The sequence below is a fragment of the Streptomyces sp. NPDC059917 genome (assembly GCF_042730635.1).
Lineage (GTDB): Bacteria > Actinomycetota > Actinomycetes > Streptomycetales > Streptomycetaceae > Streptomyces.
This window is the reverse complement of the sequence record NZ_JBHWLC010000049.1, coordinates 27,090-53,802: the sequence shown is the minus strand read 5'-3', so window position 1 is coordinate 53,802 and position 26,713 is coordinate 27,090. Positions and strand designations below refer to the sequence as shown.

The following is a 26,713-nucleotide window of genomic DNA, read 5'->3' as shown; positions in this document are numbered from 1 at the left end:
CGGGGGGCGCCGCAGCCGTTCGCGCGCGATCGGTCAGGAATCGAGAAGCGCGCGGGGCGGTGCGGCCCTAGCCTGCCCACCATGGACATCACCATTCACACGACCGCCCTCCCGCACGAGGACCCGGACGCCTCGCTCGCCTTCTACCGCGACGTCCTCGGTTTCGAGGTCCGCAGCGACGTCGGGCAGGGCCGGATGCGCTGGATCACGGTCGGCCCGGTCGGGCAGCCGGGCACGTCGATCCTCCTGTCGCCGCCCGCCGTCGACCCCGGGATCACCGAGGCCGAGCGCCGCACGATCACCGAGATGATGGCCAAGGGCACCTACGGCTGGATCCTGCTGGCCACCCCGAACCTCGACGCCCTGTTCGAGAAGGTGCAAGCCGGCGACGTCGAGGTGGTCCAGGAACCGACCGACCAGCCCTACGGCATCCGCGACTGCGCGTTCCGCGACCCCGCGGGAAACCTCGTCCGCGTCCAGCAGCTGCGCTGAGCCGCGCCGGTATTCACGAAGGACCCGGGGGAGGATCCCATGTGCACGTCCGAATGGCGGCGCGCGCGCATCGAGGCGCAGCGCCTGGCCGACCTCGCGCGGCTGCGCCGCGTCCGCGACCGGATCGACAGGGAGTACGAGCGACCGCTGGACGTCCGGGCGCTCGCCCGCGACGTGCGGCTGCCCGCCGGGCAGCTGAGCCGACAGTTCCGCGCCGCGTACGGCGCCTCGCCGTACGCGTACCTGATGACGCGTCGCATCGAGCGGGCGACCGCGCTGCTGCGCCGGGGCGACCTCACCGTCACCGCGGTCCGCTCCGCGGTCGGCTGCGCGTCGCCGGGCATCTTCACCGCCCGCTTCACCGAGCTGGTCGGCATGTCGCCCGAGGCCTTCCGGCGCCAGGCGCGGCAGGTCCGGGGATCGGTCAGGATTCGAGAAGCCCCGGCGGCCCCCCCAGCCCTAGCGTGATGGTCATGGCAACCAACGCTTCCACCGCGGCCCGCTCGTCCGTCACCTCCGTCACCCTCGAGGTGGCCGACCCCGAGGCCGCCCGCCGCTTCTACCGCGCCTTCGGCGTGGACGCCTACGTCCACCTGCGGGCGTCCGACGCCCACTCCACCGGATTCCGCGGCTTCACCCTGGCGCTCACGGTCTCCGGACCGGCCACCGTCGACGGCTTCGTCGGCGCCGCCGTGGCCGCCGGCGCCACGGTGCTGAAGCCCGCCGCGAAGTCGCTGTGGGGCTACAGCGGCGTCGTGCGAGCCCCGGACGGGACGATCTGGAAGATCGCGACCTCGGAGAAGAAGGACACCGGCCCCGCCACCCGCGAGATCGACGAGATCGTCCTGCTGGTCGGCGTCGAGGCCGTGAAGGCCACCAAGCAGTTCTACGTCGACCGGGGCCTGACGGTGGTCAAGAGCTTCGGCGGGAAGTACGTCGAGTTCGCCGCCGGCGACTCCCACCCGGTCAAGATGGCGCTGTACAAGCGCCGGGCGCTGGCCAAGGAGGTCGGCGTCCCCGTCGACGGCACGGGCTCGCACCGCCTCGTCCTCGGCAGCACCGCCGACGCCTGCACCGACCCGGACGGCTTCGTCTGGGAAGCCGCGTAGCAACCCCTCCCTCCCTCCCACCCCGTACGAGAGGAACCGTCATGCCGTCCACGAAGTCGCCCGCCGATGCCCCCGCCACCACCGAGAAGTACGACGGGTTCACCGCCGAGGAGCGGGCCGCGATGAAGGACCACGCACGCGAGGAGAAGAAGGCGGCCGCCCGGCGCGGCACGTCCCGGGCGCAGAAGGCGGCGGCGGAGGCGCGCGACGTGCTCGCGAAGATCGCCGAGATGCCGGACGCCGACCGCGTCCTCGCCGAGCGGATCCACGAGATCGTCACGACCGCCGCTCCCGACCTCGCGCCCAAGCTCTGGTACGGGATGCCCGCCTACGCCCGGGACGGCAAGGTCGTCTGCCACTTCCAGAGCGCGGCGAAGTTCACGTCGCGGTACGCCACGCTCGGCTTCAGCGACCAGGCGGCCCTCGACGACGGCTCCGTGTGGGCGACGTCCTACGCCGTGCGGGAGCTGACCGCGGCCGACGAGGAGCGCATCGGCGCGCTCGTCGAGAAGGCGGTGGGCCGGGCGGCTGCTTGAGTCGGCCCGTGCACCGGCTACGCGCCGGAGCGGGCGGCCCCGCCCCAGCCCGGCGGCAGCAGGTCCCACGAGTCGTGGCGAAGCCACTCCTCGAACGTCACCGGGCGCGCGCCGCCCGCGTGATCGAGGGACAGCGGGACGATCAGGTCACAGGTGGCGCGACCGTCCCACCACACCGTGCCCGCGAGCGGACCGGTGACCGCCAGCAGGGTGGAGAAGCCGCAGCCGTTGTCCTGGAGGATCACGGATCCGGCGGTCTTGCGGTCCTCGAAGACCTCGCACTCCCGGTCCCAGGCCCGCCAGGCCTCCGCATGCGCCCGCTCGTCGGCGAAGTCCTCCGGGCGGGGTTCGCGCGCGTCCAGTTCGGCGTCCGCGTCCACGTACGAGTCGGGGTGCGGGAAGGGCACGGGCAGCAACCGCGCCGGTGTCATGCGGTCCGCGCCCCAATCCCAGCCCCACTCCGTGCGGCGGGGCCGGAACACCGCCGTGGTGGGCTCCGCCTCCTGGAGGTGCGCGCGGTAGGCGGCCGGGAAGGACACACCGAGCTCGCGCTCGGCCGTGGCCAGCTCGTCCTCGGTCAACGGCGGGGCCGTGAAGCGGTGGTGCACGCCGTCGAGCCTATGCCCCGCGCGCCGCGTCGTGCGCCGTCAGGGCGGCCGCCAGTCTGCGGGCGTCGGCCGGGTAGGTGGCGTCGTGGCCGGTCAGCAGGTGGATCCGGCCCAGCCGGTAGGTCAGGGTGTTGCGGTGCACGGTCAGGGCGTCCGCGGCCTCCGCGCGCCGGTAGCCCGCCGCGACGAACTCCCGCAGGGTCTCCAGCAGATGGGGTTGGTCCGCCAGCGGCTCCAGGATCCGGGCCAGGGCGTCGCGGGCCGGTCCCGGCTGGACGAGTTGGTACTCCACGGCCAGGTCGGCGAGCCGGTACAGACCGGGTGCCCGCCCCAGGGCCTCGGCCAGCGCGAGCACCTCGCCGGCCTCCGTGTGCGCCCGCTCGACGGCCGCGTGCTCCCGCGCGGTGGCGGCCGCCGCGATGCAGCGCAGCCCGGTCGCCGCGTCGAGCCGCGCGAGCAGTCGGCGCGCCGCGCACGGCGGCGACTGCCCCTTGCCGCGCCGCGCCGCCCCGTCCCCGCCGCCCCCGCCGTCCTGCGCCACCGGTACGAGCAGCACCCCGCCCTCGCCCTTGAGCGTGGCCAGCACCTCCGGATCGCGGTCGAGCTCGCTGCGCACGGCGCGCAGCACGCCCGCGGCGGCGCCGCCCGGGGCGTCGGGCAGCCGGAAGACCACCACGTCGTAGCGCTCCGCGAGCGTGCGCCCGTACCGCTCCGCCGCCCGGCGGGCCGGACGCCCGGCGAGCAGGACGTCGGCCAGGTTCCGGCCGTGCTCGCGCTGCTCCCAGTCCAGGTCGGCCTGTTCGCGCACGTACGCCGCGGCCACCTTCGGCATCACCTCGCCGAGGAAACCGAGCAGCCGGGTCCCCAGCAGGTACGGATCGATCCCGGCCCCCGCGTCCGCGTCCGCCGCCGCGGCCAGCGCCAGCTTCCAGGCCTCGCCCGCGCCCAGCGAGTACACCCGCAGCACCGCCTCCAGCGGCACCCCGTCGCGCGCCCGCTCGGCGCCCCACGCGACCGGCGCGGCCAGTTCCCGCGCGGCCGGGAGCCGGCCTTCGGCGAGGGTGGTCAGGAAGAGCCGCAGCACGGCTTCGGTGTTGGCGAGCAGGTCCCCGGCGATGACGCTGTCCGGCAGCAGCCGGTAGGCGGGGATCTCGGCGGTCAGGTGGGCGACGGTCGCCGCGGCGATGTTCCCCACCCCGGGCAGCAGTGCGGCGGCGAATCCGGACTCGTCCATGCGCGCATTGTCACCGTGCACAAACGCGGGCGGAAGCTTTCTGCGCGTACCGCCAGGGGACACGGGGATCCGGCCGGAGCATTCTGTGCCGTGCGACCAAAAGACCCCGCTCCGCACCGACCCCGCTACCAACCGACCGACCGGATGTAGGAGAGTTGCGATGGCATTGACCGCACGGCCCGTCCGCAGGTGGCTCGCCCGGGCCGCCCTCCCGCTGGTGCTCGCCCTGGCGGCCACGGCGGCCCCGGCCCAGGCCGCGCCCGCCGCGCCCGCCTCGGCCTCCGGGGGCGTCAACGACTTCTCCTGTCGGCCCAGTTCGGCCCATCCGGAGCCGGTGGTCCTCCTCCACGGGACCTTCGCGACCTGGTACGAGGACCTCAACTACCTCCAGCTCGACCTCGCCGCCCGCGGCTACTGCACCTTCGCCCTCACCTACGGCGCCTACGACGGCTTCCCGCTGGTCGGCGGCCTGAAGCCGGTGGCCGTCTCCAACCTGGAGATCAAGGACTACGTCGAGCGGGTGCGCGCGGCCACCGGAGCGGCCAAGGTCAGCGTCGTGGGCCACTCCGAGGGCGGCCTCCAGGCCCTCTACCTCGCGAAGATGCAGGGCATCCAGCCGCACATCAAGGCGGTCGTCGCGATCGCGCCCCCGACCCACGGCACCGACGCCGCGCGCCTGGTCGACCTCGGCGACGCGGTGCTCGGCCGCGGCACCCTCGACCGGATCGCGGCCACGCTCGGCATCCCGGTGCTGTCGGACGAGTTCCCCGGCGGGCCCGCCATCGTGGCCCTCAACGACGGTCCGGTGGCCCAGCGCGGGATCGCCTACACCATCATCTCCTCCCGCTACGACGAGCTCGTCACCCCGACGGAGACGGCGTTCGTCCGCGAACCGGGCGTCAACAACCGCTACGTACAGGACTCCTGCCCCCTCGACCCGGTGGGGCACATCGGCGAGGCGTACGACCTCAACGTCTGGCACCTGGTCCGCAACGCCCTCGACCCGAGCCGCGCGACCCCGATCCTGATCTGCGCCGTCGGCTCCCCGGGCTGAGCCGGTCTCTCCCGACCGCCGTCCCGTCCCGCCCGACCGGACCGCCGTACTCCCGATGTTCCCGATGCTCCCGACCGGTGCGCCCCGCCGGTCGGGAGCCTTCGTGCGCCCCGCCCCCCCCGCGCCGGTGGGGGACCGGAGCGGGAGGGGAACGGGAGCGGGCCCTGGCAGGGTCGCCCCGGCAGGGGCGAATCGCGGGGGACCGGGGAGAGGAGAACGTGGTGCTGGATCACGGTCCGCACGGTCCGAACGGGCAGGTGCGCTCGCGCGCCGTCCTGGGGGAGCTGGCGTCCGTCGAGGCGTGGGTCGGCGAGGTCGGGGGAGGGGAGCGGGAGGCGGACCGCGAGCGGGAGTTCGGCGTCAGGACGCTGACGGCCGGGGGCATGCACGAGCTCGTGGCCGTCACGGCCCGGGCGACCGTCGCCGATCCGGCACCGGCCGCGCCCGGGCCGGTGGAGACGCGCGTACTGGGCTCGGTGGTGCGGGGACTGCTGGACCTCGCCGGGCACGAGGCGGGGGCCGCCCACACCGTGGTCGTCCTGACCGGGCGGGGCGCCCGCGTCATCGCGTGCGCGGGCCCGTTCGACGACGCGGGCCCGTTCGACGACGCGGACCCGGCCGACGACGCGGACCCGGCCGCCCGCGCACGGCTGCTTCCCGGTACGGGCGGGCGTCGGGGAACGGGCGGGGAACCGTTCGGGAAGGCCGGTGACGACCATCAGTGACGTCGCAGGAGAGCGCAACACACGGGGGTAGGAACATGCGCGTCACATGGGCCACACTGATCGGGATCCTCACGGCGGCCGTCGTCCTCGGACTCGGCGCCACGGGGCCGGGCGGCATCGGCGCGGACCAGGGCCGGGGCTCCGGGCACCAGGTGCTCGCCGACGACAAGGGCCCGGCGGGTCCGACCCCCTGAGCACCCGTTCCCGCGGAACCGGTTCAGCGGCGGCGGTGGTCCTCGGGCACGTCCATGAAGGCGAACAGCACGTCCGCCCGGCGACGGTGCTCGCGGGCCGCCGCGTGGTCGCCGAGGGCCCGGGCGGCGTGGGCCATCCCCTCCAGGGCGAAGGCCTCCTCGGGCCGGTAGTTGATCGCCGACGCCACTTTGTGCGCGTGGGCGTGCAGGGCCAGCGCCGCCGCGTGGTCGCCCCGGTGCCGCTCCAACCCGGCGACGAGGTTCTCGACCTTCGCCTGCCGCACCGGGGTACCGCTGGTCCGTACGAGGGCCAGGGCCCGCGCGGCGTGCTCCGCCGACTGCGCCGTGCGGTCCAGGCGTCGGCAGACCTCGGCCGACAGCGCCAGGGCCAGTGCGACGTCCCCCGGGGAACTCGCGTCGTCGCAGCCGGCGAGGGCCCGCTCCAGGCTGGCGTGCGCCTGCGCGTCGTGGCCCAGGCCCAGCTGCGCGAAGGCCAGGTCGGTCAGGGCCATGATGCCGTTGCTCTGGGGGCCGAGCCCGTGGGCGAGTTCGAGCGCCCGGCGCGCCGCGGCGGCCGCTTCGGCGTACCTGCCCCACTGCTCGTACAGCGTGCTCAAGGTGGTCAGCGTCTCGGCTTCCGACCGGGTCGCGCCCAGCTCCCGGTCGATGGCGATGGCCCGCTCCAGATGCGGCAGGGCCTCGGAGAACCGCCCGAGCATCGTCATCAGCAGGCCGACGGTGCTCTCGCCGTGCGCCTCGATGCGCCGGTCGCCCCGGCGCACCGCGACGGCGCGGGCCTCCTCGGCGACCTCGATGCCCTCGTCGAAGCGGCCGAGCTTCCAGCAGGCGACGCCCATGTTGGTCAGGGTCACCGCCAGCAGGTCGAGGTCCTGGAGCCGGCGGGCGGCGGCGAGGGCCGGTCGGCCGAGGTCGAAGAACTCGTCGAAGTGGCCCCGGGCGTTGAGGTGGAAGACGATGTTGCGGGTCAGGCACACGGTGTACCGGTCGTGCCCCGTCCGGTCGGACAGCGCCACGGCGGCCAGCAGCCCGCCGTGCTCCCGGTCGAACCACCGCTGGGCGCTGTCGGCGTCCGCCAGCAGGGGCAGTTCCGCCGCGGCGGCCGCGATCCCGGTGGGCCGCCGCTCCCGACCGGGGAACAGGACGCGGCAGGCCCGCTCGGTGGCCGACAGGTAGTAGTCGAGCAGGCTCTCGACCGCGGCCTCGTCGCGGGGCCGGGTGGCGGGTGAGCGCAGACTGCGCGCGAAGCTCCCCACCAGGTCGTGGAAGGAGTAGAGGCCGATCTCGGGCTGTTGGACCAGGTGCGCGTCCAGGAGGAGTTCGAGCACGTCCTCGGCCCCGCGGACGTCCGTGCCGAGCAGCGCGGCCGCGGAGTGGGCGTCGAGGAACGCCCCGGGATGCAGCGCCAGCAGGCGGAAGGCCGTGCGGGACGCGTCGTCCATGGCCTGGTAGGACAGGCGCAGGGTGGCCGCGACGCTGCGCTCGCCCGAGCTCAGTTCGTCCAACCGGTGCGTCTCGTCGCGCAGCCGGTCGACCAGGTACTGGACGGTCCAGCGGGGCCGGTTGCGCAGCCTGGCGGTGGCGATGCGCAGGGCGAGCGGCAAGTGGTCGCAGAGTTGCGCGAGTTCGACCGCGGCGGCCGGCTCGGCGGCCACGCGCGGCACGCCGAGCGTCTCGGTCACCAGCCGGGCGCTCTCCTCGGTCGGCATCACGCCGAGGGAGATCCAGTGGGCCCCGTCGAGGGCGACCAGCCGGGCGCGGCTGGTGATCAGCACCAGGCTGTCGCCGGAAGGGGGCAGTAGGGGAAGGATCTGGGCGGTGTCCACGGCGTTGTCGAGCAGGAGCAGCAGCCGCTTGCCCAGCAGGGCGGAGCGCCACAGGGCGGTCCGGCCCCCGGTGTCGTCGGGGATCCGATCACCGGGTACGCCCAGGGCGCGGAGCAGGATGTCGAGGGCGTTGCCCGGTGCGACGGGCGGCTCGCCCGGGGTGAAGCCGCGCAGGTCGATCTGGAGCTGACCGTCGGGGAAGGCGGCGGCCATCCGGTGCGCGGCGTGCACGGCCAGGGCGGTCTTGCCGCTTCCTCCCATGCCGTCGATCGCGATCAGTCGGGCGCCCCGCTCCCCGGCTTTGGTCGAACGGTCCAGGAGTTCGCGCAACTGGGTGTCGCGGCCGGTGAAGTCCGTCAAGTCGTAGGGCAGGGTGCAGGGCGGCTCGGCGGTCGGGACCGGTGGCGCGGGCGGGGCCGCGAGGGCCGGGGGAGCCGCGATCTCGGGGCTGTCGCGCAGGATCGCCTGGTACATCCCGCTCAACTGCGGGCCCGGGTCGATCCCGAGCTCCTCGACCAGCAGTTCGCGGATGCGGGCGTACTCCTCCAGGGCCTCGGCCTGGCGCCCGCACCGGTACAGCGCGAGCATCAGCTGGCCGCGCAGGGCCTCGTGCAGGGGGGACCGGGCGACGAGTTCGCGCAGCCCGCCCACGAGGTCCGAGGCCTCGCCCCGGTCCAGGCGCAGTGCGTAGAACTGCTCGGCGGCGGCGAGCCTGCGCTCTTCGAGCACGGCGGCCGCCGCCTCGACGACGGGACCGCCGGCGCCGGACAGGACGGGGCCGCGCCACAGGGACAGGGCGCGGCGCAGGGCCCGCAGCACGTCGGCGGGGCGGCCCTGGGCCGAGGCCGTCCTGGCCGCGCCCACCTGCTGACCGAACTCGATGAGGTCGAGCTGGTCGTCCGCCAGGCAGACGTGGTAGCCGGGGCCGTCGGTGATCAGGATCCCGCTGCCGCCCGGGATGCGCCGCCGCAGGTCGGCGACCGTCTTGCGGACCTGGTGCGCGGCGGTCGCGGGAGGCTCCTCGTCCCAGGCCGCCGCGACCAGGCGCGAGACCGGCACGAGCTTGCCCGGCTCCAGCAGCAGCGTGGCCAGAACCCGTTCCTGTCGGGCTCCCCCCAGACGCAGTCTGACGCCGTCGGCCCAGCCTTCGAGCGGGCCGAGCAGGTTGAAACGGACCCGTTGCGGCTGTTGTTCCTGGATCACGTTTCGTCCCCCGAAGCCACGCGGATCAGCAGGTCTAGACCTTGTTCGTGTGGATCATAAGCCGTTCCCGAACGGGGCGGTACCGAGTTGGGAGGGGATCGGGAAGCCGTTCGCAGATGCTCCTGGGGCAGGCCAGAGGAATACCGGACAGATCGACGGCGGACGGGCACGGACCGACGGGCCCCCCGCGGACCAGCCGGTTCGAGCCCACCGTCGACCGCGTCGCCGGGTCGGCACGCAGGTATTCCCCGAAAAGCAGAATTCTGTCCCGATAACGCTCAGTAGAAGGAATTACATGACGGTAAAAGCTGACCTCACGCGGGCGCAGGCATTCGCACAGGACGGGTTCGTCACCACCGGTTCCCTTCTCTCGGCGGCCGAGGTCGAGGTCTATCGGGAGATATACGACCGCTTCCTGAACGGCGACATCGAAAGCGGGGACAAGCGCTCCGACCTCGGCTCGCACGTTCCGCGCCGGGACGGCGTGGCCGAGAACATCACCCAGATCATGTGGCCCTCCGCGCTCCACGCGCCGCTGCTGGAGATGCCCCTGCACGCACGGGCCCTGGCGACGGCCAAGGAACTCATCGGCGACGACGCCGTCCTCGACTTCGACATGCTGATCCACAAGGCGCCGCACACCGACGTGCCCACGCCCTGGCACCAGGACGCCGCCTACTGGCTCGACCTGCCCGACAAGCGGGCCGTCTCCATCTGGGTCGCGCTGGACGAGGCCGTCCTCGACAACGGATGCATGTGGTACGTCCGCGGCTCGCACCGACAGCCGCTGCGCCGCCACTACCCCACCAGCGACGGCCAGAACATCCAGTGCGACTGCTCCGAGGACGAGCCCGGAGCGACGGCGGTGCCCCTGGGGCCCGGTGAAGGCGTCGCACACGCGGGCAGCACGCTGCACGCGTCCCGCGGCAACACCACCGACTCGGTGCGCCGCGCCTACATCCTCAACTTCCGCTCCGCCGAGATGCTCCGGCTCGAACGGGAGCTGGGCTACGACGTGGGCCTGACGGAGAACGTCCGCCTGGTGCGCAACGCCGACGCCGCCGCTGGCGACGCCACCGACGCCGCCACCGACTGACCCGTACTCCGTCAGCGCCGCGGTCCGTACGCACCCCCCTACTGCCACGAGGTATTCCATGGATTCCCAGAACCGTCCGGCGAAGGTGAAGCTGAGCGGAGCGGTGATGACGCACCCGCGCCGGCTGGAAGAGGCCCGACTGCTGGCCGCCGCCGACCCGCACGGGCGCATCGAGGTCGTGGTCGACCCCGAACCCGAGGGTCGGCCGACCGCGCTGCGGGTCGCCCCGCTGTCGTGGGAGTGCGTCGCCCCCGACGCCACCCACCACCTGGTCCTGCAGGACGACGTCGAGCTCGCCGACGGCTTCTTCGCGTACGTCGAGCAGGTCGCGGCGGCGGCCGGTGACGAGGCGGTCGCCTTCTACGCGGGCTGGGAGACCCGCAACGGCGGCGTGGCCCGGCTCGCCGCACTGACCGGCGCACCGTGGGCCTACGCGCTCCAGGAACACGTGCCGTGCTACGCCCTGTTGCTGCCGGCCGACGTGGCCCGCGGGTACGCGCGCTTCCAGGCCGAGGACGAGCCGGGATGGCCGTACGACGTGGTGGTGCAGCGGTACCTCAACGCCCGCGGCGTCCCGGTCCGGTTCTGCACGCCCAGCCTGGTGCAGCACATGGACATGCCGAGCCTCGCCGGCAACGCCTACCACGGGTTCCGGCAGGCCACCCTGTTCGCCGACCGGGCCGGGGAGCCCTCGACGCACGACAGCATCCGCTTCGACGTCGTGCCCTTCTACCAGTACGGCCTGGCCCGCTGCGCGGTCCGCACCGGCTCGGGCTGGGAGTACGTCGAGACCGAGCGGTACCTGCGCCGGACCGGGCTGCTGGACGCGTGCCTGGCCGCCCTGGCCTCGGCCGTTCCCCACGACCTGCCGGAGCGGGTGCGCCGGGCCGTGTGGGTGACCGGCTTCGCCATCGGCGCCGTGACGGCCGACTCCCCGGAAGCGGATCCGCAGGTCGCGGCCGCCGCGATGGCGACCCTGGGCCCCGGCGGCCTGTGCGAGGACTACGGCGTCGACGACCTGCTCGCCCTGTCCCACCCCGTCCGGGACCTGGCACTGGCCGCGCTCGACGAGGGACGCAAGACCCGCCGCCCCGACGGTCCCCCGGCCGGGTCCGCGCCCGGCGCCCGTACCGTCGTGACCGGGGCCGCCGAGGGCTTCGGACGGCAACTGGCCGGTCTGCTGGGCGACCTGGACCACCGGGCCGCGTACCTCGCGGACCCGTCGGCGGCCCCCGCACCGCACCCGGCCTCCGCCCTGGTCCACCTGGGCCGTCCCGCCGACGGCCCGGACGCGCTGCGGGACGCGCTGCGGGCCGCGGAGGCGGCGGGAGCGGAGCGCCTGCTCTACGCCGGTTCGGCCGCCGTCTACCGGGGCGCCGACGCGCGCACGCTCGCCGAGGACGACCTCACGGGCCCTCCGGGCGACCCGGTGGCCCTGGCCTGGTGGCAGGAGGAAGAGCGGTGCCGCGCCTGGGGCGAGCGCACCGGGATCCCCGTACAGGTGCTGCGGCTCGCCGATCCGGTGGGACCGCACGCCGCCCGCGGGACCGCGTCCGTCGACTGGGTCCACCTGTCCTGGACGCGCCAGCCGTTGACCCTGGACCCCCGGGGCGTCCACCAGGTACTGGACTACCGCGACATGGCCGCGGCGATCGACGCCGTCCTCGCGGCGGAGCCGACCGCGCCGGTCCTCAACGTCGCCTCGGCCACCTTCGCGGAAGAGGAACTGGCCGCCCTGGTCGCAGGCGTCTCCCGGCGCACCCCGTGGGAGACGGGCACCGCGGACCGGACGCAGCGATGGCGCATGACGACCGACCTCATCGAGACCGAACTCGGCTGGACCGGCACGGAGTCGGTCACCGACGGCATGCGCGATCTGGCCCAGTGGTACGCCTGCGACGTCCACGGCGGCGACGACCTCCCCTAGGAGGTGGTGCCCGTGCCTCGACCCCTCTGGAATCCTTCAAGGAGCACACGATGTCCGGTATAGCCGGGTTGGTAGATTTTTCGCGCACCGTGTCGGACGCCGGTCGCGGCGGCTCGGACGGCGCGTCCGTCGCCCGCGCCATGACCGGGACCCTGGCGCGGCGCGGTCCGGACGGCGGTGGCGTGTGGCTCTCGCGGCACGCCGCGCTGGGGCAGCGCACCCTGTCCGTCACCGGCCACGACGGCCAGGGCCTCCCCGTCGCCCTCGCCGACGGCGCCGGCACACGAGCCGCGATCGCCTTCGCCGGCGAGCTCTACAACGGCCGGGAACTGGGCGCACGACTGCGCTCCTCGGGACACCTCCTGCGCAGCGACACCGATGCCGAGGTGGTGCTGCACGCGTACGTCGAGTGGGGAGCGGACTTCGTCACCCGCATCGAGGGGGTGTACGGCTTCGCCCTCTGGGACGAGCGCCGCCAGGAACTGCTCCTCGTGCGCGACCGGATGGGCGTGAAACCGCTCTTCTACGCGCCGACCCCCGAGGGCGTCCTCTTCGGCTCCGAACCCAAGGCGATCCTCGCGCACCCGGACTTCTCCGCCGAGGTGGACGCCGACGGCCTGCGCGACATCCTGTCGGTGGCCCGCGTACCGGGCCGCGCGATCTTCCGCGGCATGCAGGAGGTGCTGCCGGGCCACACCCTCCGCGTCACGCGGACCGGAACCGGGCAACGGCGCTACTGGGGCCTGGAGGTCAGGGACCACACGGACTCGCTGGAACGGACCGTCGCGACCCTGCGCGACCTGCTCGAATCCGCCGTCGCCCAGCAGATGGTCGCCGACACCACCCCGTGCTCCCTGCTCTCCGGGGGCCTGGACTCCAGCGCGCTCACCGCCCTCGCGGCGCAGGTCGCCCGGCGCGAGGGACTGGGCACCCTGCGGTCCCTCTCCGTCAACGACGCGGACCCCTCGCGACCGGAGGGCGGCGGCAACGAGGACCACGTCTACGCCCGCCTGATGGCCGACCACGTCGGCTCGGACCACGGCGAGATGTCGCTCGGCACCATGGACCTGCTCGACCCCGCGCTGCGGGCCTCGGTGCTGGCCGCCTACGACCTGCCCATCAACAAGGGCGACCAGTACGCCTCGCTGCACCAACTCTTCGCCGAGGCGCGCCAGTACGCGACCGTGGCCCTGTCCGGGGAGCTGGGCGACGACGTCTTCGGCGGGTACAACTGGCAACGCCTGCCCGAATGGGTCTTCAGCGACACCTTCCCGTGGATCGAGGAAGGACGGGGACGCTACCGCGGCAACGAGGTCGCCTTCGACCCGGGCCTGCTGGCCAAGCTCGACCTGGCCGCGTACGAGCGCGACTCGCACAGCGCGGCGGTGGCGGAGCTCTCGGCCGCCGACGCGATCGCCGATCCGACCGAGGCGCGCTACCGCGAGGTCACCTACCTCGCGCAGACCCGCCACGCCCGCGTCCTGTTCGACCGGCTGGACCGGCTGGGGATGGCGTGCGGGCTGCGGATCAGGGTCCCGTTCGCCGACTTCCGGCTCATCGACTACGCCTTCAACATCCCCTGGGCCATGAAGAGCTTCGACGGCAGGGAGAAGAGCCTCCTGCGCGCGGCCGTGCGCGACCTGCTCCCGGACCCGGTGGCCATGCGGATCAAGACCCCCTATCCGAACCTCCGCACCGGTGCCTACGACCGGAAGCTGCGCGAACGCCTCGTCGCGCTCGTCCGCGACGCCGACAGCCCGGCCAACGCGCTCTTCTCGACCGAGTTCCGGCGGACGGTCGCGGCGGACGGGACGGCCGCGCTGGAACACGGCGTGAGCCGGGCGGTGTTGGAGACCGCGCTCCAGACGGACAGCTGGCTGCGCGGCTACGGAGTGCGGATCGCCCTGTGAGCCGGGGCGCCCGGCCCGCCGCGCACGGGGGACCGTACGATCCCCGCTCGCGGCGGGCCGCGCGCCCGCCCGGTACCCCAAGACCGATGAGGAGCAACCCCGATGACCTTGACCGCCCAGAAACCGTCCCGTCTGTGGACGCCGAACTTCGGCCTCTACTTCACCGCGCGCGTCGTGTCCCAGGTGGGCGACACGATGATCCCGGTCGCCACGGCCGTCGCGATGTTCTCCCTCGGGTACGGCGTCAGCGGCATCGGGTTCGCGCTCGGCGCCTGGATGGGGGCGTTCGCGCTCTTCGTCGTCTTCGGCGGGGTCCTCGCCGACCGCTTCCACCCGAAGCCGCTGATGGTCGGCGCGGACGCGGCCCGGTTCCTGGCCCAGGGCCTGCTCGGGCTCTACCTCTGGCTCGGGCACCCGCCGCTGTGGCTCATGATCGTCGGGGCGGTGATCGGCGGAACCGCGACCGCGATGTTCCAGCCGGGCACCTCCAGCCTGGTGCCGCAGGTGGCCACCGACCCGCAGAAGGCCAACGGCGTCCTGCGGGTGAGCGAAGGCTTTGCCACGATGGCCGGTCCGGCGATCGGCGGCGCCCTGGTCGCCGCGACCTCGGCCGCCGGGGTCTTCGTCCTCGACGCCGCCACCTTCGCCGTCAGCGGCCTGTGCATGGTCGCGCTGCGGCTGCCCGCCTACGAGGTCGACCGGACCGACAGCACCCTCACCAACCTCCGCACCGGCTGGCGGGAGTTCCGGTCCCGGACCTGGCTGTGGGCGGTCATCCTGATCTGGTGGGTCCTCGGCGTGTTCGTCTGGGGCCCCATCACCCCGCTCGGCGCCGCGTCCATCATCGCCGAGCACGGCACCGCCGCCTTCGGGTACGCCGAAGCGGCCTTCGGCGCCGGCTGCGCGATCGGCGGCCTCGTCGCGATACGGGTCCGGGCCGCCCGCCCCCTCTACGCCGGCGGCGTCGCCATGCTCCTCTTCCCCTTCATGCCGCTGGCCGCGGCCCTGGTCCCGGCCCTGCCGCTGCTCATGCTCGGCTACGCCGTCAGCGGCATCGGGTGGGCCTTCTGGGGCGTCCAGTGGTCCACCACCGTCCAGACCCAGATCCCCGAGGACAAGCTCAACCGGGTCGCCGCCTACCAGGTCGCCGGCTCCATCCTCGCCGTCCCCCTCGGCCAGGTGATCGCGGGCCCCGCCAGCGGCGCCTTCGACCTCCACGCCCTGCTGCTGGTCGCCACCGCGGCCGCGCTCTGCTGCGCCCTCGCCCTCCTGGCCATCCCCGCCATCCGCGAGCTGCGCCGGACACCGGCGTAGCCCCCCCCCCGCACCTCCGCACCTCCGCACGAGCACCGCCGGACCGTCCCGCCATCCCCTCGAAGGAGCCGAACCCGTGCGCACCCCGTACCGCATGACCGTCATCGGAACCGGATACCTCGGAATCACCCACGCCGCGTGCATGGCGAAGCTGGGCTACGAGGTCCTGGGCCTGGACATCGACGAGGAGAAGATCCAGCAGCTCAACAACGGCCACCTCCCCATCTACGAGGCGGGACTGGAGGAGTTGCTGAGGGAGGGCCTCGCCGCGGGCACCCTGAGGTTCACCACCTCCTTCCAGGAGGCCGCCGCCTTCGGCGACGTCCACTTCCTGTGCCTCGGCACGCCCCAGGTCGCGGACGGATGGGCCGCGGACACCTCCCAGCTCGACGCGGCGGTCGAGGCCCTGGCCCCCCACATCGACCGGGACTGCCTGGTCGTCGGCAAGTCCACCGTCCCCGTCGGCACGGCGGAGCGGCTCGCGGCCAAGCTCGCCGACCTCGCCCCGCGGGACACCGCCGTGGACCTGGCGTGGAACCCGGAGTTCCTGCGGGAGGGGTTCGCCGTCCAGGACACCCTCGGCCCCGACCGCATCGTCATCGGCGTGCGCGGCGCATCCGCCGAGCGGACGCTGCGCGAGCTCTACGCACCCCTGGGCGACGTCCCCCTCGTGGTCACCGACTTCGCCACCGCCGAGCTCGTCAAGGTCGCGGCGAACGCGTTCCTCGCCACCAAGATCTCCTACATCAACGCCATGGCGGAGGTCTGCGAGGCCGCCGGCGCCGACGTGACGGCCCTCGCACGGGCCCTGTCGTACGACGACCGCATCGGCCGGCGGTTCCTCAGCCCCGGCATCGGATTCGGCGGCGGCTGCCTGCCCAAGGACATCCGGGCCTTCATGGCGCGCGCCGACGAACTGGGGGCGGGCGCGGCGCTGGCCTTCCTGCGCGAGGTCGACGCCATCAACCAGCGGCGCCGCACCCGCGCCGTGGACCTGGCCCGCGAGCTCGTCGGCGGCTCGCTGGAGAACCGCACCGTGGCCGTCCTGGGCGCGGCGTTCAAGCCGGAGTCCGACGACATCCGCGACTCCCCCGCGCTCGCGGTCGCGCACGCCATCCACCTGGAAGGCGGACTGGCCTCGGTGTACGACCCCGCCGCACTGGACAACGCCCGCAAGGCCCATCCCGAACTCGACTACGCGGGCTCCGCGTTGGAGGCGGCGCGCGGGGCGGACGTCGCGCTCCTGCTCACCGAGTGGAGCGCCTTCACGGAGCTCGATCCCGAGGAGTTCGGCTCGGTGATGGCCACCCGCAACATCGTCGACGGACGCAACGTCCTCGATCCCGCGGTCTGGCAGGCGGCCGCGTGGAACTACCGCGCTCCCGGACGACCCTGACCCGCCGAGCCGCCACCGCGCACGGCGCCCGCAGAACACCTCGCCACAGACCTGGAGTGCGTAAAAGTGTCCCTACTTGATCCGAGAATGCCCGGCATCATCGTCGTGAACGAGCGGTACTTCCCCGACAGCGAGCTCGTACCGGCGAACGTCGGCGCGACCTCCTTCTCCCGTTCCGTGTTGCGCTGCCTCGAAGGCGCCGGTCTCTCCGCCGGACTCATCCTCTACAAGCGGGACGAGAACCTGGAGGAGCCCCAGGTCGAGGTGGTGTTCCGGTCGGGCGCCGCGTGCGCGGTCCTGCGGTTCAACTTCGACATGAGCGAGGCCTCCGTGAGCCGGGCCATAGCCGACGCGGCGAGGACCCTGTTGGCCCGGCACGGCATGAGCGGCCAGGCGATGCTCTACTACCAGACGGACGCGCTGCTGGGCTTCCACCCGGAGGAGTTCCCGTGCTGCGTCACCCACCACGGTCCCTTCGTGTACGACTTCATCGAGCGGTTCCCCGCGGTCGCGACCGGCCGGGCGTTCGGTGGCGCCGGCAAGGCGCTGCACCTGCTCAAGCACCAGGAACTGGGCCTGAGCAAGGTGCGCACCAACGACCGCATGTTCGTCCTCCAGCACTCCGACCTGCAACGGGACCACCTGGTCAGCCGTGGCATCGACGAACGGCGGATCCGGGCGGTGCGTCCCCCCATCGCCCTGCTCGACCACTCGGAGGCCCTCGAGAGCGAGCGGCTGCGGGCCTTCGTCTCGGGCGCCGAGCTGTTGGTGTTCACCGCGGTCGCCCGGCTGGACTACTTCAAGAACGTCGAACTCCTCGTCGACGGCTGCGTCCTGGCCCGCGAGCGCGGCGTCCCCGTACGCGTCCTGGTCGTCGGGGACGACGAGGACAAGGACGTCGCGCGCAAGGAACTGGGCGCCCGCATGCCGACGGAGCACGCCGCCGAGTTCATGGCCGTCGGCAAGCTGTCCAAGCCCCAGCTCTACGCCCTGTTCCGCGAGGCGCGGTCCAACGGGATCTTCGTGTGCCCCTCGCGCTACGAGACCCTGGGCATCACCCCCCTGGAGGCCGCGCTCTCCGGCGTCTGCACCCTGATGACCGATTCCGAGAAGGTCGAGGCGCGCCGGTTCTTCCCCGAGGCCCACCGGTTCGCACCCAGCGGCGGGGGACTCGCCGACGCGATCGAGCGCGTCCACGCCGACCCGGCGGGGGTGGAACGGCTCGGCCGGGACCTCCGGGCCCGGATCGCGGCGGAGGTCTCCGAGGAGAAGTTCGCGCACGACACCCTCAGCGCCTGGGACCACTTCTCCGAAGCCGCGCAGACGCTCGCCCTCTGACCCGCGCCCCGCACCCGCACCCCGACAGGAGCAGCACCGCATGGAACCCCAGGAAGAAGAGGCGGCGCAGGCGGGTCCGGTGCACGCCGCGCACCGGCACAACCCCTACGCCTACCTGATGAGCGGCCCGCAGCTGGACGCGCTGTTGACCCGGCTGGGTCGGCGCCGGGCGGCCAGCGTACGACGGGGCGGCGCCGTGCCCCCGGAGCGGGCGCCCCGCGGGGTCTACCCGCGGCCCGACATGGCCTTCGTCGTGATGGACCCGACCGCGGGACCGTGGGTGCCCACCGAGGACGCGGTCCTCGCCACCATCACCGTGGGCCGGGGCGGCTCCGCCTTCGTGCCCTACGCGGCGGCCAAGGCCGCGGGTCACCGCAGGCTCGGCCGCAACTACGGCGAGGCGGTCCTCGTCGACCCGCACCTGTGCGGCACGGGAGCCTTCCGTTACGGCCACTCCGCGGAGGTCCGCGGCCTGATCGTCGGCGCCAGCGGCCAGAGCCCGGACCAGGACCTGTACGAGGCCGGTGCCCTCGCCATCGACCTGATCGCCGCGATAGCCGAGCTGCACCTGGCGTGGGAGGAGCGCGTCGGCCCCGGCGAGTGGTTCACGCCCGACGGCCTCCCGCCCGCCGAGCGGCCGGCGGTACCGGGCGCCTGACCCGGGCGCGACCGACCGCCGTCCGTCAGTCGGTCCCGCCGGGGTGCTCCCGCGGGGTGTGCAGGCCCGCGACGACCATGTGGACCAGCAGGTCGTATGTCTCGTCCAGCTTCTCCGGCAGTTCGAAGGCGCCGCCGGTCTCCAGCGCCGCGAAGCCGTGCACGACCGCCCGCAGGCAACGGGCCGCGTGGATGGCCGCGGAGTCCTCCAGGCCGTACGCGCGCAGCGTGGCCAGCATGATGGCGACCAGCCGCGCCCCCGCCTCGGCGGTCCGGGGCTCGGGGCGCTGGAGCATCGCCGCGTAGCGGTGCGGATGGCGGCGGGCGTAGTCGCGCCAGGCCGCCATCAGGGCCCGGACGGCCTCGTCGGAGGAGCGGCCGAGGACGGCCGCGCCGACCTCGTCCGCCATCTCGTTCATGATCCGCGCCGACAGGAGGTCGCGGAGCTCGGCCAGGCCGCGCACGTGCTTGTAGAGCGAGGGGGTCGCGACCCCGGCCCGGGCGGCCACCGCCGACAGGGTCAGCGCGGCGGGCCCGCCCTCCGGGCCCTCGTCGACGAGCCGCAGCGCGACGTCGACCACCGCGTCGGTGGACAGGGCGGCCCTAGCCACGGGCGCCGTCCTTCAGGAAGCCGAGGATCGCGGCGGCGGTCTCGGCGGGGAACTGGACGTGCGGGTAGTGGCCCGCGCCCTCGATCATCGCGAGCCGTCCCACCCCGGCGGGCAGCTGCGCCACGATGCCCTCGCCCTCGGCCCGGGGGTCGGCCCAGTCGGGGTCCAGGGTGCCCTCGACGATCAGCGCGGGGCAGCGGACGTCGGCCAGGTGGGCCCCCGCGTCGGTCGGCGCGGACATCCCCATCGCGGCCACCACGGCCATCCGCCCGGGTCGGCGCAGCTCGGCTTCGAGGGCGGCGAGGCGCGGGTCGAGCGCGGCGGCGGCCATCCCCGGGTGGGCGTGGCGCAGGTACCGCTTCCACAGGCCCACGCTGCGCAGCAGCCCCGTCCCCATGAGCAGCAGCATGCCCTTGCGGTAGCGGGCCCGGCCGACCAGGGCGCCGAGGTCGGGCTTCTGGGCGCGGGTGAAGGGGCTGATCTCGACGATCGCGCGGACCAGCTCGGGCTCCCGGGCCGCCGCGATGGTGGCGGAGCCGCCCGCGAAGGAGTGGCCCACGAGGACGGCGGGGCCGCCGCCCAGGTGGCGCACGAGCGCGAGCAGGTCGCCGGCCGTGTCGGTCCGGGTGTACGCCGCCCACCCGGCGTCGGACTCCCCGTGCCCGCGCAGGTCGGTGCGGGCGACCCGGTGGCCGGCGGCCAGCAGGAGCTCGGCCAGCGCGTCGTAGGCCCCGCGGTGGTCGCCCATGCCGTGGGCCAGGACGACCAGCGGGCCCTCGCCCGTGACCTCGTACGCCAGCTGCCCGCCGTCGACCTTCAGGAATTCGGTCATCGCCCTGCCCTCTTCCGTCGTCCCGCACCACCCGCGCACACCCTGCGGGCTAATCTCCGTTGCTATTAAGCTAATGGTATTAGCCGACAGGGTCAAGGGGCTCGCGGCGGCTCACCCCAGGTCCTCCCGCAGGGCGGCTTCGAGGAGGGCGCCGTGTCCCGCCACGGTGGGGTCGGCGTAGAAGGCGGAGAGCGGGGTCCGCGTCCCCAGGTCGCGCCCCAGGTCCTCGACCACCGTGAGCGCGAGGAGGGAATGGCCGCCCAGCGCGAAGAAGTCCGCGTCGGGCCGGTCCACGGGCAGGCCGAGCGCCGCGGACCAGGCGTCGGCCACCACCTGTTGCACCGGCGACAGGGGTGTCGGCGCCGCGACCTCGTCGGCGGCGGGCCGGTAGTCGGCGCCGGGCCGGTAGCCGGTGCGGACCGGTGGGAGCGGGTCCCGCGCCAGCGCGCGGCGGTCGGCCTTGCCGTTGCCGGTCAGCGGGAGGCCGTCGGTCACCACCCAGGTGCCGGGCACCAGAGGGGCGGGCAGCAGCGCGGACACGTGATCGCGCAGGTCGACGGTGTCGCAGCGGGCACCGGCCTCCGGGACGACGAAGGCGGTCAGTCGGGCGTCCTCCACCGACGACCGGCGGACGACCACGACCGCCTCGCGGACCCCGGGATGGCGCAGCAGGGCGTGCTCGACCTCGCCCGGCTCGATCCGGTGGCCGCGCACCTTGACCTGCTCGTCGGTGCGGCCGTGGAAGACGAGGGCGCCGTCGGCGCGGACCGAGACCAGGTCGCCGGTGCGGTAGAGCCGGACCTCCTCCGGGGTGCTCGGCGCGACGAACCGCTGCGCGGTCAGCGCGGGCTGGGCCACGTACCCGGCGGCCAACCGCGCTCCGCTGAGCCAGAGTTCGCCGGTCGCGCCCCGCGGCACCGGACGCCGCCGCCCGTCCAGGACGTGCGCACCCGCCCCGGGCAGCGGGTGCCCGATGGGCGGCGCACCGGCGCAGTCGGCGTCGTGGACCCGGTGGGACGTGGCGAAGGTGGTGGCCTCCGTGGGCCCGTACGCATTGACCAGCTCCAGGTCGGGGCGCAGGCGCAGGACCCGGCGGGCGTGGGCGCCGGAGAGCTCCTCCCCGCCGGTCACCACCGTCCGCACGAGCCCGAACAACGCCGAATCCCGCACGGCCAGGTGGTGGAAGAGGCTCGTGGTGAGGAAGACGACGTTGGCGCCCAGGTGCGCGGCCTCGGTCGCGAGGTGCTCGACGGCGGGCCGCCCGGTGGCGCACACGACGACGCTCGCGCCGTGCGCGAGCGGGGCCCACACCTCGAAGGCCGCGGCGTCGAAGGCCATGGGGGAGTGGAACAGCATCCGGTCGCCCGGCCGCAACGGGTCGCAGGGCAGCCCGGTGGCCATCGACTCCACGCCCCGGTGGGTGAGGGCCACCCCCTTGGGCCGCCCGGTGGAGCCGGAGGTGTAGAGGACGTAGGCCGTCGCGTCGGGGTCGTACGGCGCGGGCCCCACCACCGCGGCGAGCGCGCCCGGATCGCGCGGCAGGACCGGGGCCGGGGGCAGCGGCAGGCGGTCCTCGGCGGCGACGGGGGAGTCGGCGAGCAGAGCGGCGTCGCCGACCGTCAGGGCGGCGCCGGTCTCCCGCAGCGTCATGGTGAGGCGCTCGTCGGGGTGGTCGGGATCGAGCGGTACGTAGTGACCACCGGCCCACCACACGGCGAGCTGGGCCACCACGGCCCGTACCGAATGCGGCACCAGCAGCCCGACGGCCGAGCCCGGGCCGACCCCGCGCGAGCGCAGCACCTTCGCCAACTCGGCGGCGCAGTAGATGAGTTGGCCATAGGTGAGGTCGTGCCGACCGTCGTGCACCGCGAGGGCGTCGGGGTCGGCCAGGGCGTGCGCGGCCACCCGGGCCGCGATGCCGGCCGGGGGGAGGGGGTCAGGGGACATGCGGGTTCCTCGATGCCGAAGGGAAGCGGGAGGGGGCGGGGGCGGGGGAGCGTGCGTCATGCCAGGCCCATCGCCCGGGCCACGATGACCTTCTGGATCTCCGAGGTGCCCTCGATGATCGTCATCATCCGGACGTGCCGGTACAGGTACTCCAGCGGATGGCCGCGCACCCAGCCGCCCGCACCGTGCACCCGCAGGCTGCGGTCCACCACGCGGACGGCGGTCTCCGAGCTGGTCAGCTTGGCGAGCGCCGCGTGCTCCGGCGCCTCCGTCCCCCCGTCCACCAGCCGGGCGCAGGCCAGCGTGAGCAGCTTGGCCGCCTCCACCTCCGCGCGGCTGGTCACCAGGTGTTCCTGGACGTGCTGGTAGGACCCGATGCGCGCGCCGAAGGCCCGGCGTTCGCGGGCGTGCGCGAGGCCCAGCTCCAGGGCGTACTCGGCGATGCCGTTGCACTGCGCGGCCACCACCAGGCGCCCGCGCGAGAGGCTGTCCATCCCCTGGCCGAGGGCCGCGCCGATGCCCGGCGCACCGCCGACCACCGCGTCGGCGCCGAGCCGTACGTCGTCCAGCAGCAGCTCGAAGAGCGGCTCGCCCGACATGCCCGCGAAGCGCTGGCCGATCCGGAGCCCCGGGGTGTCCATGGGCACGATGAAAGCCGTGGGCCCGCCGCCCGGATCCGCGCCGCCCGGCCTCCCGTCGCCGTCGCCGTCCCCGTCCCCGTCCCCGTCCCCGTCCCCGTCGAGCGGGACGGTCGCGATGACCAGCGCGAAATCGGCGCGGTCGGCGTGGCTCACGAAGGTCTTGCGCCCGGACAGGGTCCAGCCGCCGTCCCCGGTGCGCCGCGCCGTGGTGGCGAGGGCGAAGGCGTCCGACCCGGCCTCCGGTTCGGTCAGCGCCAGGCACCGCAGCGCCTCCCCCCGGACCAGCGGGGCGAGGTAGCGCTCGACCTGCTCCGGGGTACCGGCCCGCAGCAGCGGGCTGGGCCCGTCGGAACCGGCCAGGGCGTACGGCGCCAGCGGGCAGCCGCTCGCACCCGCCGCGTGGTGCAGCTGGACGACGGCCGAGAACGGCAGGTCCGAGCCCCCGAGTCGCTCGGGATGGTCCCCGGCGTAGAAGCCGAGGGCCGCCGAGCGCCGCCGCACCCAGTCGCGCAGCTCGGTCGGCGCCGCATCGCAGTCCTGCGGCAGCTCGGCCGCCAGCGGGACCAGCTCCCGGGCGATGAACGACCGGAAGGAGGCGGTCAGTTCGCCGTGCTCGTCCTCCAGGACGGAGGACGGCGACACCGGACGGCCGGTCGGGGTCGCTCGCGCCGCGGTCACCGCCGCGCCCGCCCGTCGAACGTCCGGAGCGCCGCGGCCTGATCGGTCAGGACCGGGTGGCGCAGCAGGATGTGCAGGGGTGGGCGCCGGTGGCCCAGCCTCGGCGCCAGCCAGGCGGAGAGCCGGGCGACCAGCAGCGAGTGCCCGCCGACCTGGAAGAAGTGCGAGGACGGGGTGAAGCGGTCGTGCCCCAGCACGTACCGCCAGCCTTCCCCGAGCACCTCCAGGACCGGATCGCCCGTCCCCGCCGTCCCCGCCGTCCGTTCGGCCCGGTCCCGCGCCGCATCGCCCGCGCGGGCCCGCCCGGCCTCGGCCGCCAGCCGCGCCAGCCGCACCCGGTCGGGCTTGCCGCCCGCCAGGACGGGGATCGCGTCGAGCTCCAGCCACTGGCCGGGCACCAGCGCGGCGGGCAGCCGCGCGCTCAGCGCCCGGTGCAGGGCGGCCTGGTCCACCGCTTCGGCGCCGGTGCGCAGGAAACCCACCAAGCGGGGGCCGGCCGGTGGTCCGGGGTCCAGGACCACCGCGCACGGCCGCCCCGCCAGCTCGGCCGAGGCGGCGGCCTCGACCTCCTCCAACTCGATCCGGTAGCCGCGCAGTTTGACCTGGTGGTCCCGGCGCCCGAGGAAACGCAGCCGGCCGTCGCGGTCACGGTGGCCGAGGTCGCCCGTCAGGTACACGCGGGCGCCGCCGAGCGCGTCGACGCTCACGAAGCGCCCCGCGGTGCTCGCGTCGTCGCCCAGGTACCCGTCCGCCAGGCCCGCACCGCCGATGGCGAGCTCACCGACCGCCCCCGGCGGCAGCGGGTAGCGGCCCGAACCGTCCAGGACGTGCACGGTGACGCCCGGCAGCGGCGTCCCGAGCGGGACCTCCCCGCCCTCCGCGAGGTCCTGCGCCGTGACCTCCTGCACGGTGGACGTGATCGTCGCCTCGGTCACCCCGTAGGCGTTGAGGACGGTGACGGAAGGCGCGCCCGCGCCGCCGACGGCCGCGAACAGCGGCGCGAGCGAGGCGGCGGGCAGCCGCTCGCCGCCGACCACGAGCAGCCGCGGCGTCCACAGGCCCTCGGCGAGCACCGCGCACAGCTCCTCCCGCACGGCCAGCAGGTAACTGGTCGGCAGGTTGGCGACGGAGATCCGCCGCGCGGCCAGTACGGCGCCCAGCTCGGCCCCCGTCGGGACCTCCCGGTGCGGCAACACCAGGCAGGCCCCGGCCAGCAGCGCGGGCAGCACCTCTTCCAGCGCCACGTCGAACGAGGGCTGGGCGAAGAGCAGCACCCGGTCGTCGGCCGTCAGCGCGAACCGCGCGGCGACCGCCGCCGCGTGGTGCGCGAGCGCCGCGCGGCCCACCACGACCGGCTTGGGCGGCCCGGTCGAACCCGAGGTGTGGATGACGTACGCCGCCCCCTCGATCGGCGCCGCCGCCCGCGCGTCCGGGAAGTCCGGGGCGGCGCCGGCGGCGCGCGGGTCGTCGAGCAGTGCCAGGGGGATGCCCCGGGCCGGAAGCCCCGCCGCGCTCTCGCGGGTGGCCAGCACCAGCGCGGGCCGCAGCCGCTCCAGCAGCGCCTCCAGTCGGGCGGCCGGATCGGCGGGGGACAGCGGGCAGTACACCGCGCCCGTCCGCAGGCACGCCAGCAGGGTGACCACCGAGTCCACCCCGCGCGGCAGTACGGCCGCCACCGGCATCCCCGCGGTGACACCGGCCGCCCGCAGCCGCTCGGCCAGCGCCGCGACCTCGTGGTCCAGGGCGGCGTAGGTCAGCGACCGGGCGCCCGCGACGAGCGCGGTCGCCCCGCGCGGGTGCCCGGCGAGCAGGTGGGCCAGGTCGGGAAGGTCCGCGGCGGGATCGGCGCCGGGGGCGGGTCCGGGGGCGGGATCCGGGTCGGGTGCGGTGGGGGAGAGGGCGGCCAGGGCCGCACCGGGTGCGGCGAGGTAGGCGCGCAGCAGGGCGAGGAACCGCTCGGCGAGGAGCGCGACGGTGTCCTCGGCGAAGAGGTCCCGGTCGTAGTCCCACACCAGGGTCATCCCGGCGGCGCCGGGCCGCTGACCGCCGCTGCCGCCGAGCGTGCGACGGTCGTCGGGCAGCAGCACCACGTCCAGGTCGAACCGGGTGGTGCCGGTGTTGAACCCCTCGAAGAGGGTGATCTCCAGCTCCGGCAGGTCGATCCGCGGGAGCGGGGCGTCATGGGCGCTGAACATCACGCTGAAGAGCGGATTGGCCACCCCGTCCGTGTGCAGCCCGAGGTCGCGGGTCAACTCCTGCACGGGTAGCTGCTGGTGGGGCAGGCACCGGACCAGGGTCTCGGTCACCTCGTCGACGAGCTCGCGCGCCGGGGCGCCCGGATCGGGCCGCAGCCGGACCGGGATGGTGTTGACGAACATCCCGATCGTCCTCTCGTGGCCCTCCGGGCGGTTGCCGACGGCGGTGCCCACGACGAGGTCGGCGCGGCCGCTGTGCCGCCGCAGCAGCTCGGCGAAGAGCGCCATCAGGGTGGTGAAGGGGGTGTGCCCCTCGGCCCGGCTGCGCGTGCGCAGCCGGTCGGCGAGGTCCGCCCCGACGGCCTGGCGTAGCTGGGCCCCCGCGTGGCGGCGCCGTACGCCCGGCCGCGCCAGCCCCGGCAGCGGCAGGTCGAAGGCGGCTCCCGCCAGCTGCTCGCGCCAGAACTCCAGCCCGGCGGAACGCCGTTCGCCCGCGCCTCGGCCGCTGATCCGGTCGAGGTGCTCCTCGTACGAGCGCGTCGCCCGCGGCGTCGGCTCCGCGTCGGTCCGGGCGCCGGTCCGGGCGCCGGGCAGCAGCCGGGTGCGGTAGCCGGTGAACACGTCGTGCAGCAGGGTCGTGAAGGAGTGCCCGTCGTGGATCAGGTGGTGCTCCACGTGGACGATGCGGTGGTGCCGGGTGGCGAGGCGCACCAGGAGCCAGCGCATCAGCGGGGCCTCGGTCAGGTCGAAGGGCCGGTCGGCCTCGGCGCGCAGCAGCTCGGCGAAGGCGCCCTCGGGGTCGGTGCGCCCGCTGACGTCGGCGCGGCCCACCCGGGGTCCGGCGTGCTCGTTCACGCGCTGGCGCGGCAGGTCGCCGGGGTCGCCCGGCACCAGTTCGAGGCGCAGGCCGCGGTGTCGGGCGAAGGTCTCGGCCAGGGCGTCGCCCAGGGCCTCCTCGTCGAGGGGGCCCCACAGGTCGATGGTGGCGGTGAAGTGGTAGGCGTGGCTGCCGGGCGACATCTGCTCGTGCAGCCAGACGATTTCCTGGGACGGGGACAGCTCGAACATGGTCGGTTCGCGCTCCTCTGCCGAGAGGGATGAACGGATGGACGGCTGGGGTGGACGTGCGTGCGGGCGCGCCGCAGGGGACTTCCGGTGGGCCGGAGGTCCGG

Annotated in this window: 22 protein-coding genes; 14 read left to right on the top strand and 8 right to left on the bottom strand. The window is 74.5% G+C overall.

Annotation, left to right across the window (positions count from 1 at the left end; all coding sequences use genetic code 11):
• Positions 1–81: 81 nt before the first annotated feature.
• The 4 genes from ACFWAR_RS25880 to ACFWAR_RS25865 are packed head-to-tail and all read left to right on the top strand — an operon-like array spanning position 82 to position 2,137.
• Positions 82–492, top strand: coding sequence for a VOC family protein (locus ACFWAR_RS25880; protein ID WP_385781571.1), 411 nt, complete (start codon positions 82–84; stop codon positions 490–492).
• A 39-nt stretch (positions 493–531) separates the two neighbouring features.
• On the top strand, positions 532–960 hold the full coding sequence (locus tag ACFWAR_RS25875; RefSeq protein ID WP_385781568.1) for a helix-turn-helix domain-containing protein: 429 nt from the start codon (positions 532–534) through the stop codon (positions 958–960).
• Positions 960–1,601 carry a glyoxalase gene (locus tag ACFWAR_RS25870; protein WP_385781565.1) on the top strand — a complete coding sequence of 214 codons (642 nt, stop codon included), beginning with the start codon at positions 960–962 and terminating at the stop codon, positions 1,599–1,601. Before ACFWAR_RS25875 ends, ACFWAR_RS25870 begins: the two co-directional genes overlap by 1 nt.
• Before the next feature lie 41 nt (positions 1,602–1,642).
• On the top strand, positions 1,643–2,137 hold the full coding sequence (locus ACFWAR_RS25865) for an iron chaperone (protein WP_385781563.1): 495 nt from the start codon (positions 1,643–1,645) through the stop codon (positions 2,135–2,137).
• Positions 2,138–2,154: 17 nt separating this feature from the next.
• On the opposite strand, the gene ACFWAR_RS25860 is transcribed toward ACFWAR_RS25865, so the two are convergent.
• Positions 2,155–2,745, bottom strand: coding sequence for an SMI1/KNR4 family protein (locus tag ACFWAR_RS25860; RefSeq protein ID WP_385781560.1), 591 nt, complete (start codon positions 2,743–2,745; stop codon positions 2,155–2,157).
• A gap of 10 nt (positions 2,746–2,755) precedes the next feature.
• Positions 2,756–3,979 (bottom strand): PucR family transcriptional regulator, encoded by a 1,224-nt coding sequence (locus tag ACFWAR_RS25855; RefSeq protein WP_385781558.1) that lies wholly within the window; start codon positions 3,977–3,979, stop codon positions 2,756–2,758.
• A gap of 160 nt (positions 3,980–4,139) precedes the next feature.
• Between ACFWAR_RS25855 and ACFWAR_RS25850 the strand changes: the two genes are divergently transcribed.
• The 3 genes from ACFWAR_RS25850 (at position 4,140) to ACFWAR_RS25840 (ending at position 5,952) form a co-directional block, all read left to right on the top strand.
• Positions 4,140–5,033 carry an esterase/lipase family protein gene (locus ACFWAR_RS25850; protein ID WP_385781556.1) on the top strand — a complete coding sequence of 298 codons (894 nt, stop codon included), beginning with the start codon at positions 4,140–4,142 and terminating at the stop codon, positions 5,031–5,033.
• Positions 5,034–5,254: 221 nt separating this feature from the next.
• On the top strand, positions 5,255–5,758 hold the full coding sequence (locus tag ACFWAR_RS25845; RefSeq protein WP_385781553.1) for a hypothetical protein: 504 nt from the start codon (positions 5,255–5,257) through the stop codon (positions 5,756–5,758).
• Positions 5,759–5,793: 35 nt separating this feature from the next.
• Complete coding sequence (locus ACFWAR_RS25840) at positions 5,794–5,952, top strand: hypothetical protein (RefSeq protein ID WP_385781550.1); 159 nt, start codon at positions 5,794–5,796, stop codon at positions 5,950–5,952.
• Positions 5,953–5,975: 23 nt separating this feature from the next.
• On the opposite strand, the gene ACFWAR_RS25835 is transcribed toward ACFWAR_RS25840, so the two are convergent.
• Complete coding sequence (locus ACFWAR_RS25835; RefSeq protein WP_385781548.1) at positions 5,976–8,999, bottom strand: BTAD domain-containing putative transcriptional regulator; 3,024 nt, start codon at positions 8,997–8,999, stop codon at positions 5,976–5,978.
• Positions 9,000–9,294: 295 nt separating this feature from the next.
• Between ACFWAR_RS25835 and ACFWAR_RS25830 the strand changes: the two genes are divergently transcribed.
• The 7 genes from ACFWAR_RS25830 (at position 9,295) to ACFWAR_RS25800 (ending at position 18,638) form a co-directional block, all read left to right on the top strand.
• On the top strand, positions 9,295–10,095 hold the full coding sequence (locus ACFWAR_RS25830; protein ID WP_385781545.1) for a phytanoyl-CoA dioxygenase family protein: 801 nt from the start codon (positions 9,295–9,297) through the stop codon (positions 10,093–10,095).
• Between the two features lie 58 nt (positions 10,096–10,153).
• Entirely contained in the window at positions 10,154–12,022 is a 1,869-nt protein-coding gene (locus ACFWAR_RS25825; RefSeq protein ID WP_385781542.1) for an NAD-dependent epimerase/dehydratase family protein, read from the top strand.
• Positions 12,023–12,111: 89 nt separating this feature from the next.
• Positions 12,112–13,932 (top strand): asparagine synthase (glutamine-hydrolyzing), encoded by a 1,821-nt coding sequence (gene asnB / locus ACFWAR_RS25820; protein WP_385781540.1) that lies wholly within the window; start codon positions 12,112–12,114, stop codon positions 13,930–13,932.
• 102 nt (positions 13,933–14,034) lie between these two features.
• Complete coding sequence (locus ACFWAR_RS25815; RefSeq protein ID WP_385781537.1) at positions 14,035–15,246, top strand: MFS transporter; 1,212 nt, start codon at positions 14,035–14,037, stop codon at positions 15,244–15,246.
• A 94-nt stretch (positions 15,247–15,340) separates the two neighbouring features.
• Positions 15,341–16,642, top strand: coding sequence for a UDP-glucose dehydrogenase family protein (locus tag ACFWAR_RS25810; protein WP_385781598.1), 1,302 nt, complete (start codon positions 15,341–15,343; stop codon positions 16,640–16,642).
• 87 nt (positions 16,643–16,729) lie between these two features.
• Entirely contained in the window at positions 16,730–17,980 is a 1,251-nt protein-coding gene (locus ACFWAR_RS25805) for a glycosyltransferase family 4 protein (RefSeq protein ID WP_385781535.1), read from the top strand.
• Positions 17,981–18,020: 40 nt separating this feature from the next.
• Positions 18,021–18,638 (top strand): hypothetical protein, encoded by a 618-nt coding sequence (locus tag ACFWAR_RS25800; protein WP_385781532.1) that lies wholly within the window; start codon positions 18,021–18,023, stop codon positions 18,636–18,638.
• Between the two features lie 25 nt (positions 18,639–18,663).
• Here ACFWAR_RS25800 and ACFWAR_RS25795 read toward each other — a convergent pair whose 3' ends face one another.
• The 5 genes from ACFWAR_RS25795 to ACFWAR_RS25775 form a co-directional block, all read right to left on the bottom strand.
• The gene (locus ACFWAR_RS25795) at positions 18,664–19,248 is read right to left on the bottom strand and encodes a TetR/AcrR family transcriptional regulator (protein WP_385781529.1); all 585 of its coding nucleotides are present in this window, start codon (positions 19,246–19,248) and stop codon (positions 18,664–18,666) included.
• Positions 19,241–20,080 (bottom strand): alpha/beta fold hydrolase, encoded by an 840-nt coding sequence (locus ACFWAR_RS25790; RefSeq protein ID WP_385781526.1) that lies wholly within the window; start codon positions 20,078–20,080, stop codon positions 19,241–19,243. Before ACFWAR_RS25790 ends, ACFWAR_RS25795 begins: the two co-directional genes overlap by 8 nt.
• Positions 20,081–20,191: 111 nt before the next feature.
• Entirely contained in the window at positions 20,192–22,027 is a 1,836-nt protein-coding gene (locus tag ACFWAR_RS25785) for a non-ribosomal peptide synthetase (protein ID WP_385781523.1), read from the bottom strand.
• A 56-nt stretch (positions 22,028–22,083) separates the two neighbouring features.
• On the bottom strand, positions 22,084–23,346 hold the full coding sequence (locus ACFWAR_RS25780; RefSeq protein ID WP_385781521.1) for an acyl-CoA dehydrogenase family protein: 1,263 nt from the start codon (positions 23,344–23,346) through the stop codon (positions 22,084–22,086).
• Positions 23,343–26,609: an amino acid adenylation domain-containing protein gene (locus ACFWAR_RS25775; protein WP_385781518.1), complete on the bottom strand. Its 3,267-nt coding sequence runs from the start codon at positions 26,607–26,609 to the stop codon at positions 23,343–23,345. The genes ACFWAR_RS25780 and ACFWAR_RS25775 overlap by 4 nt, the downstream gene beginning before the upstream one ends.
• Between the last annotated feature and the right edge of the window lie 104 nt (positions 26,610–26,713).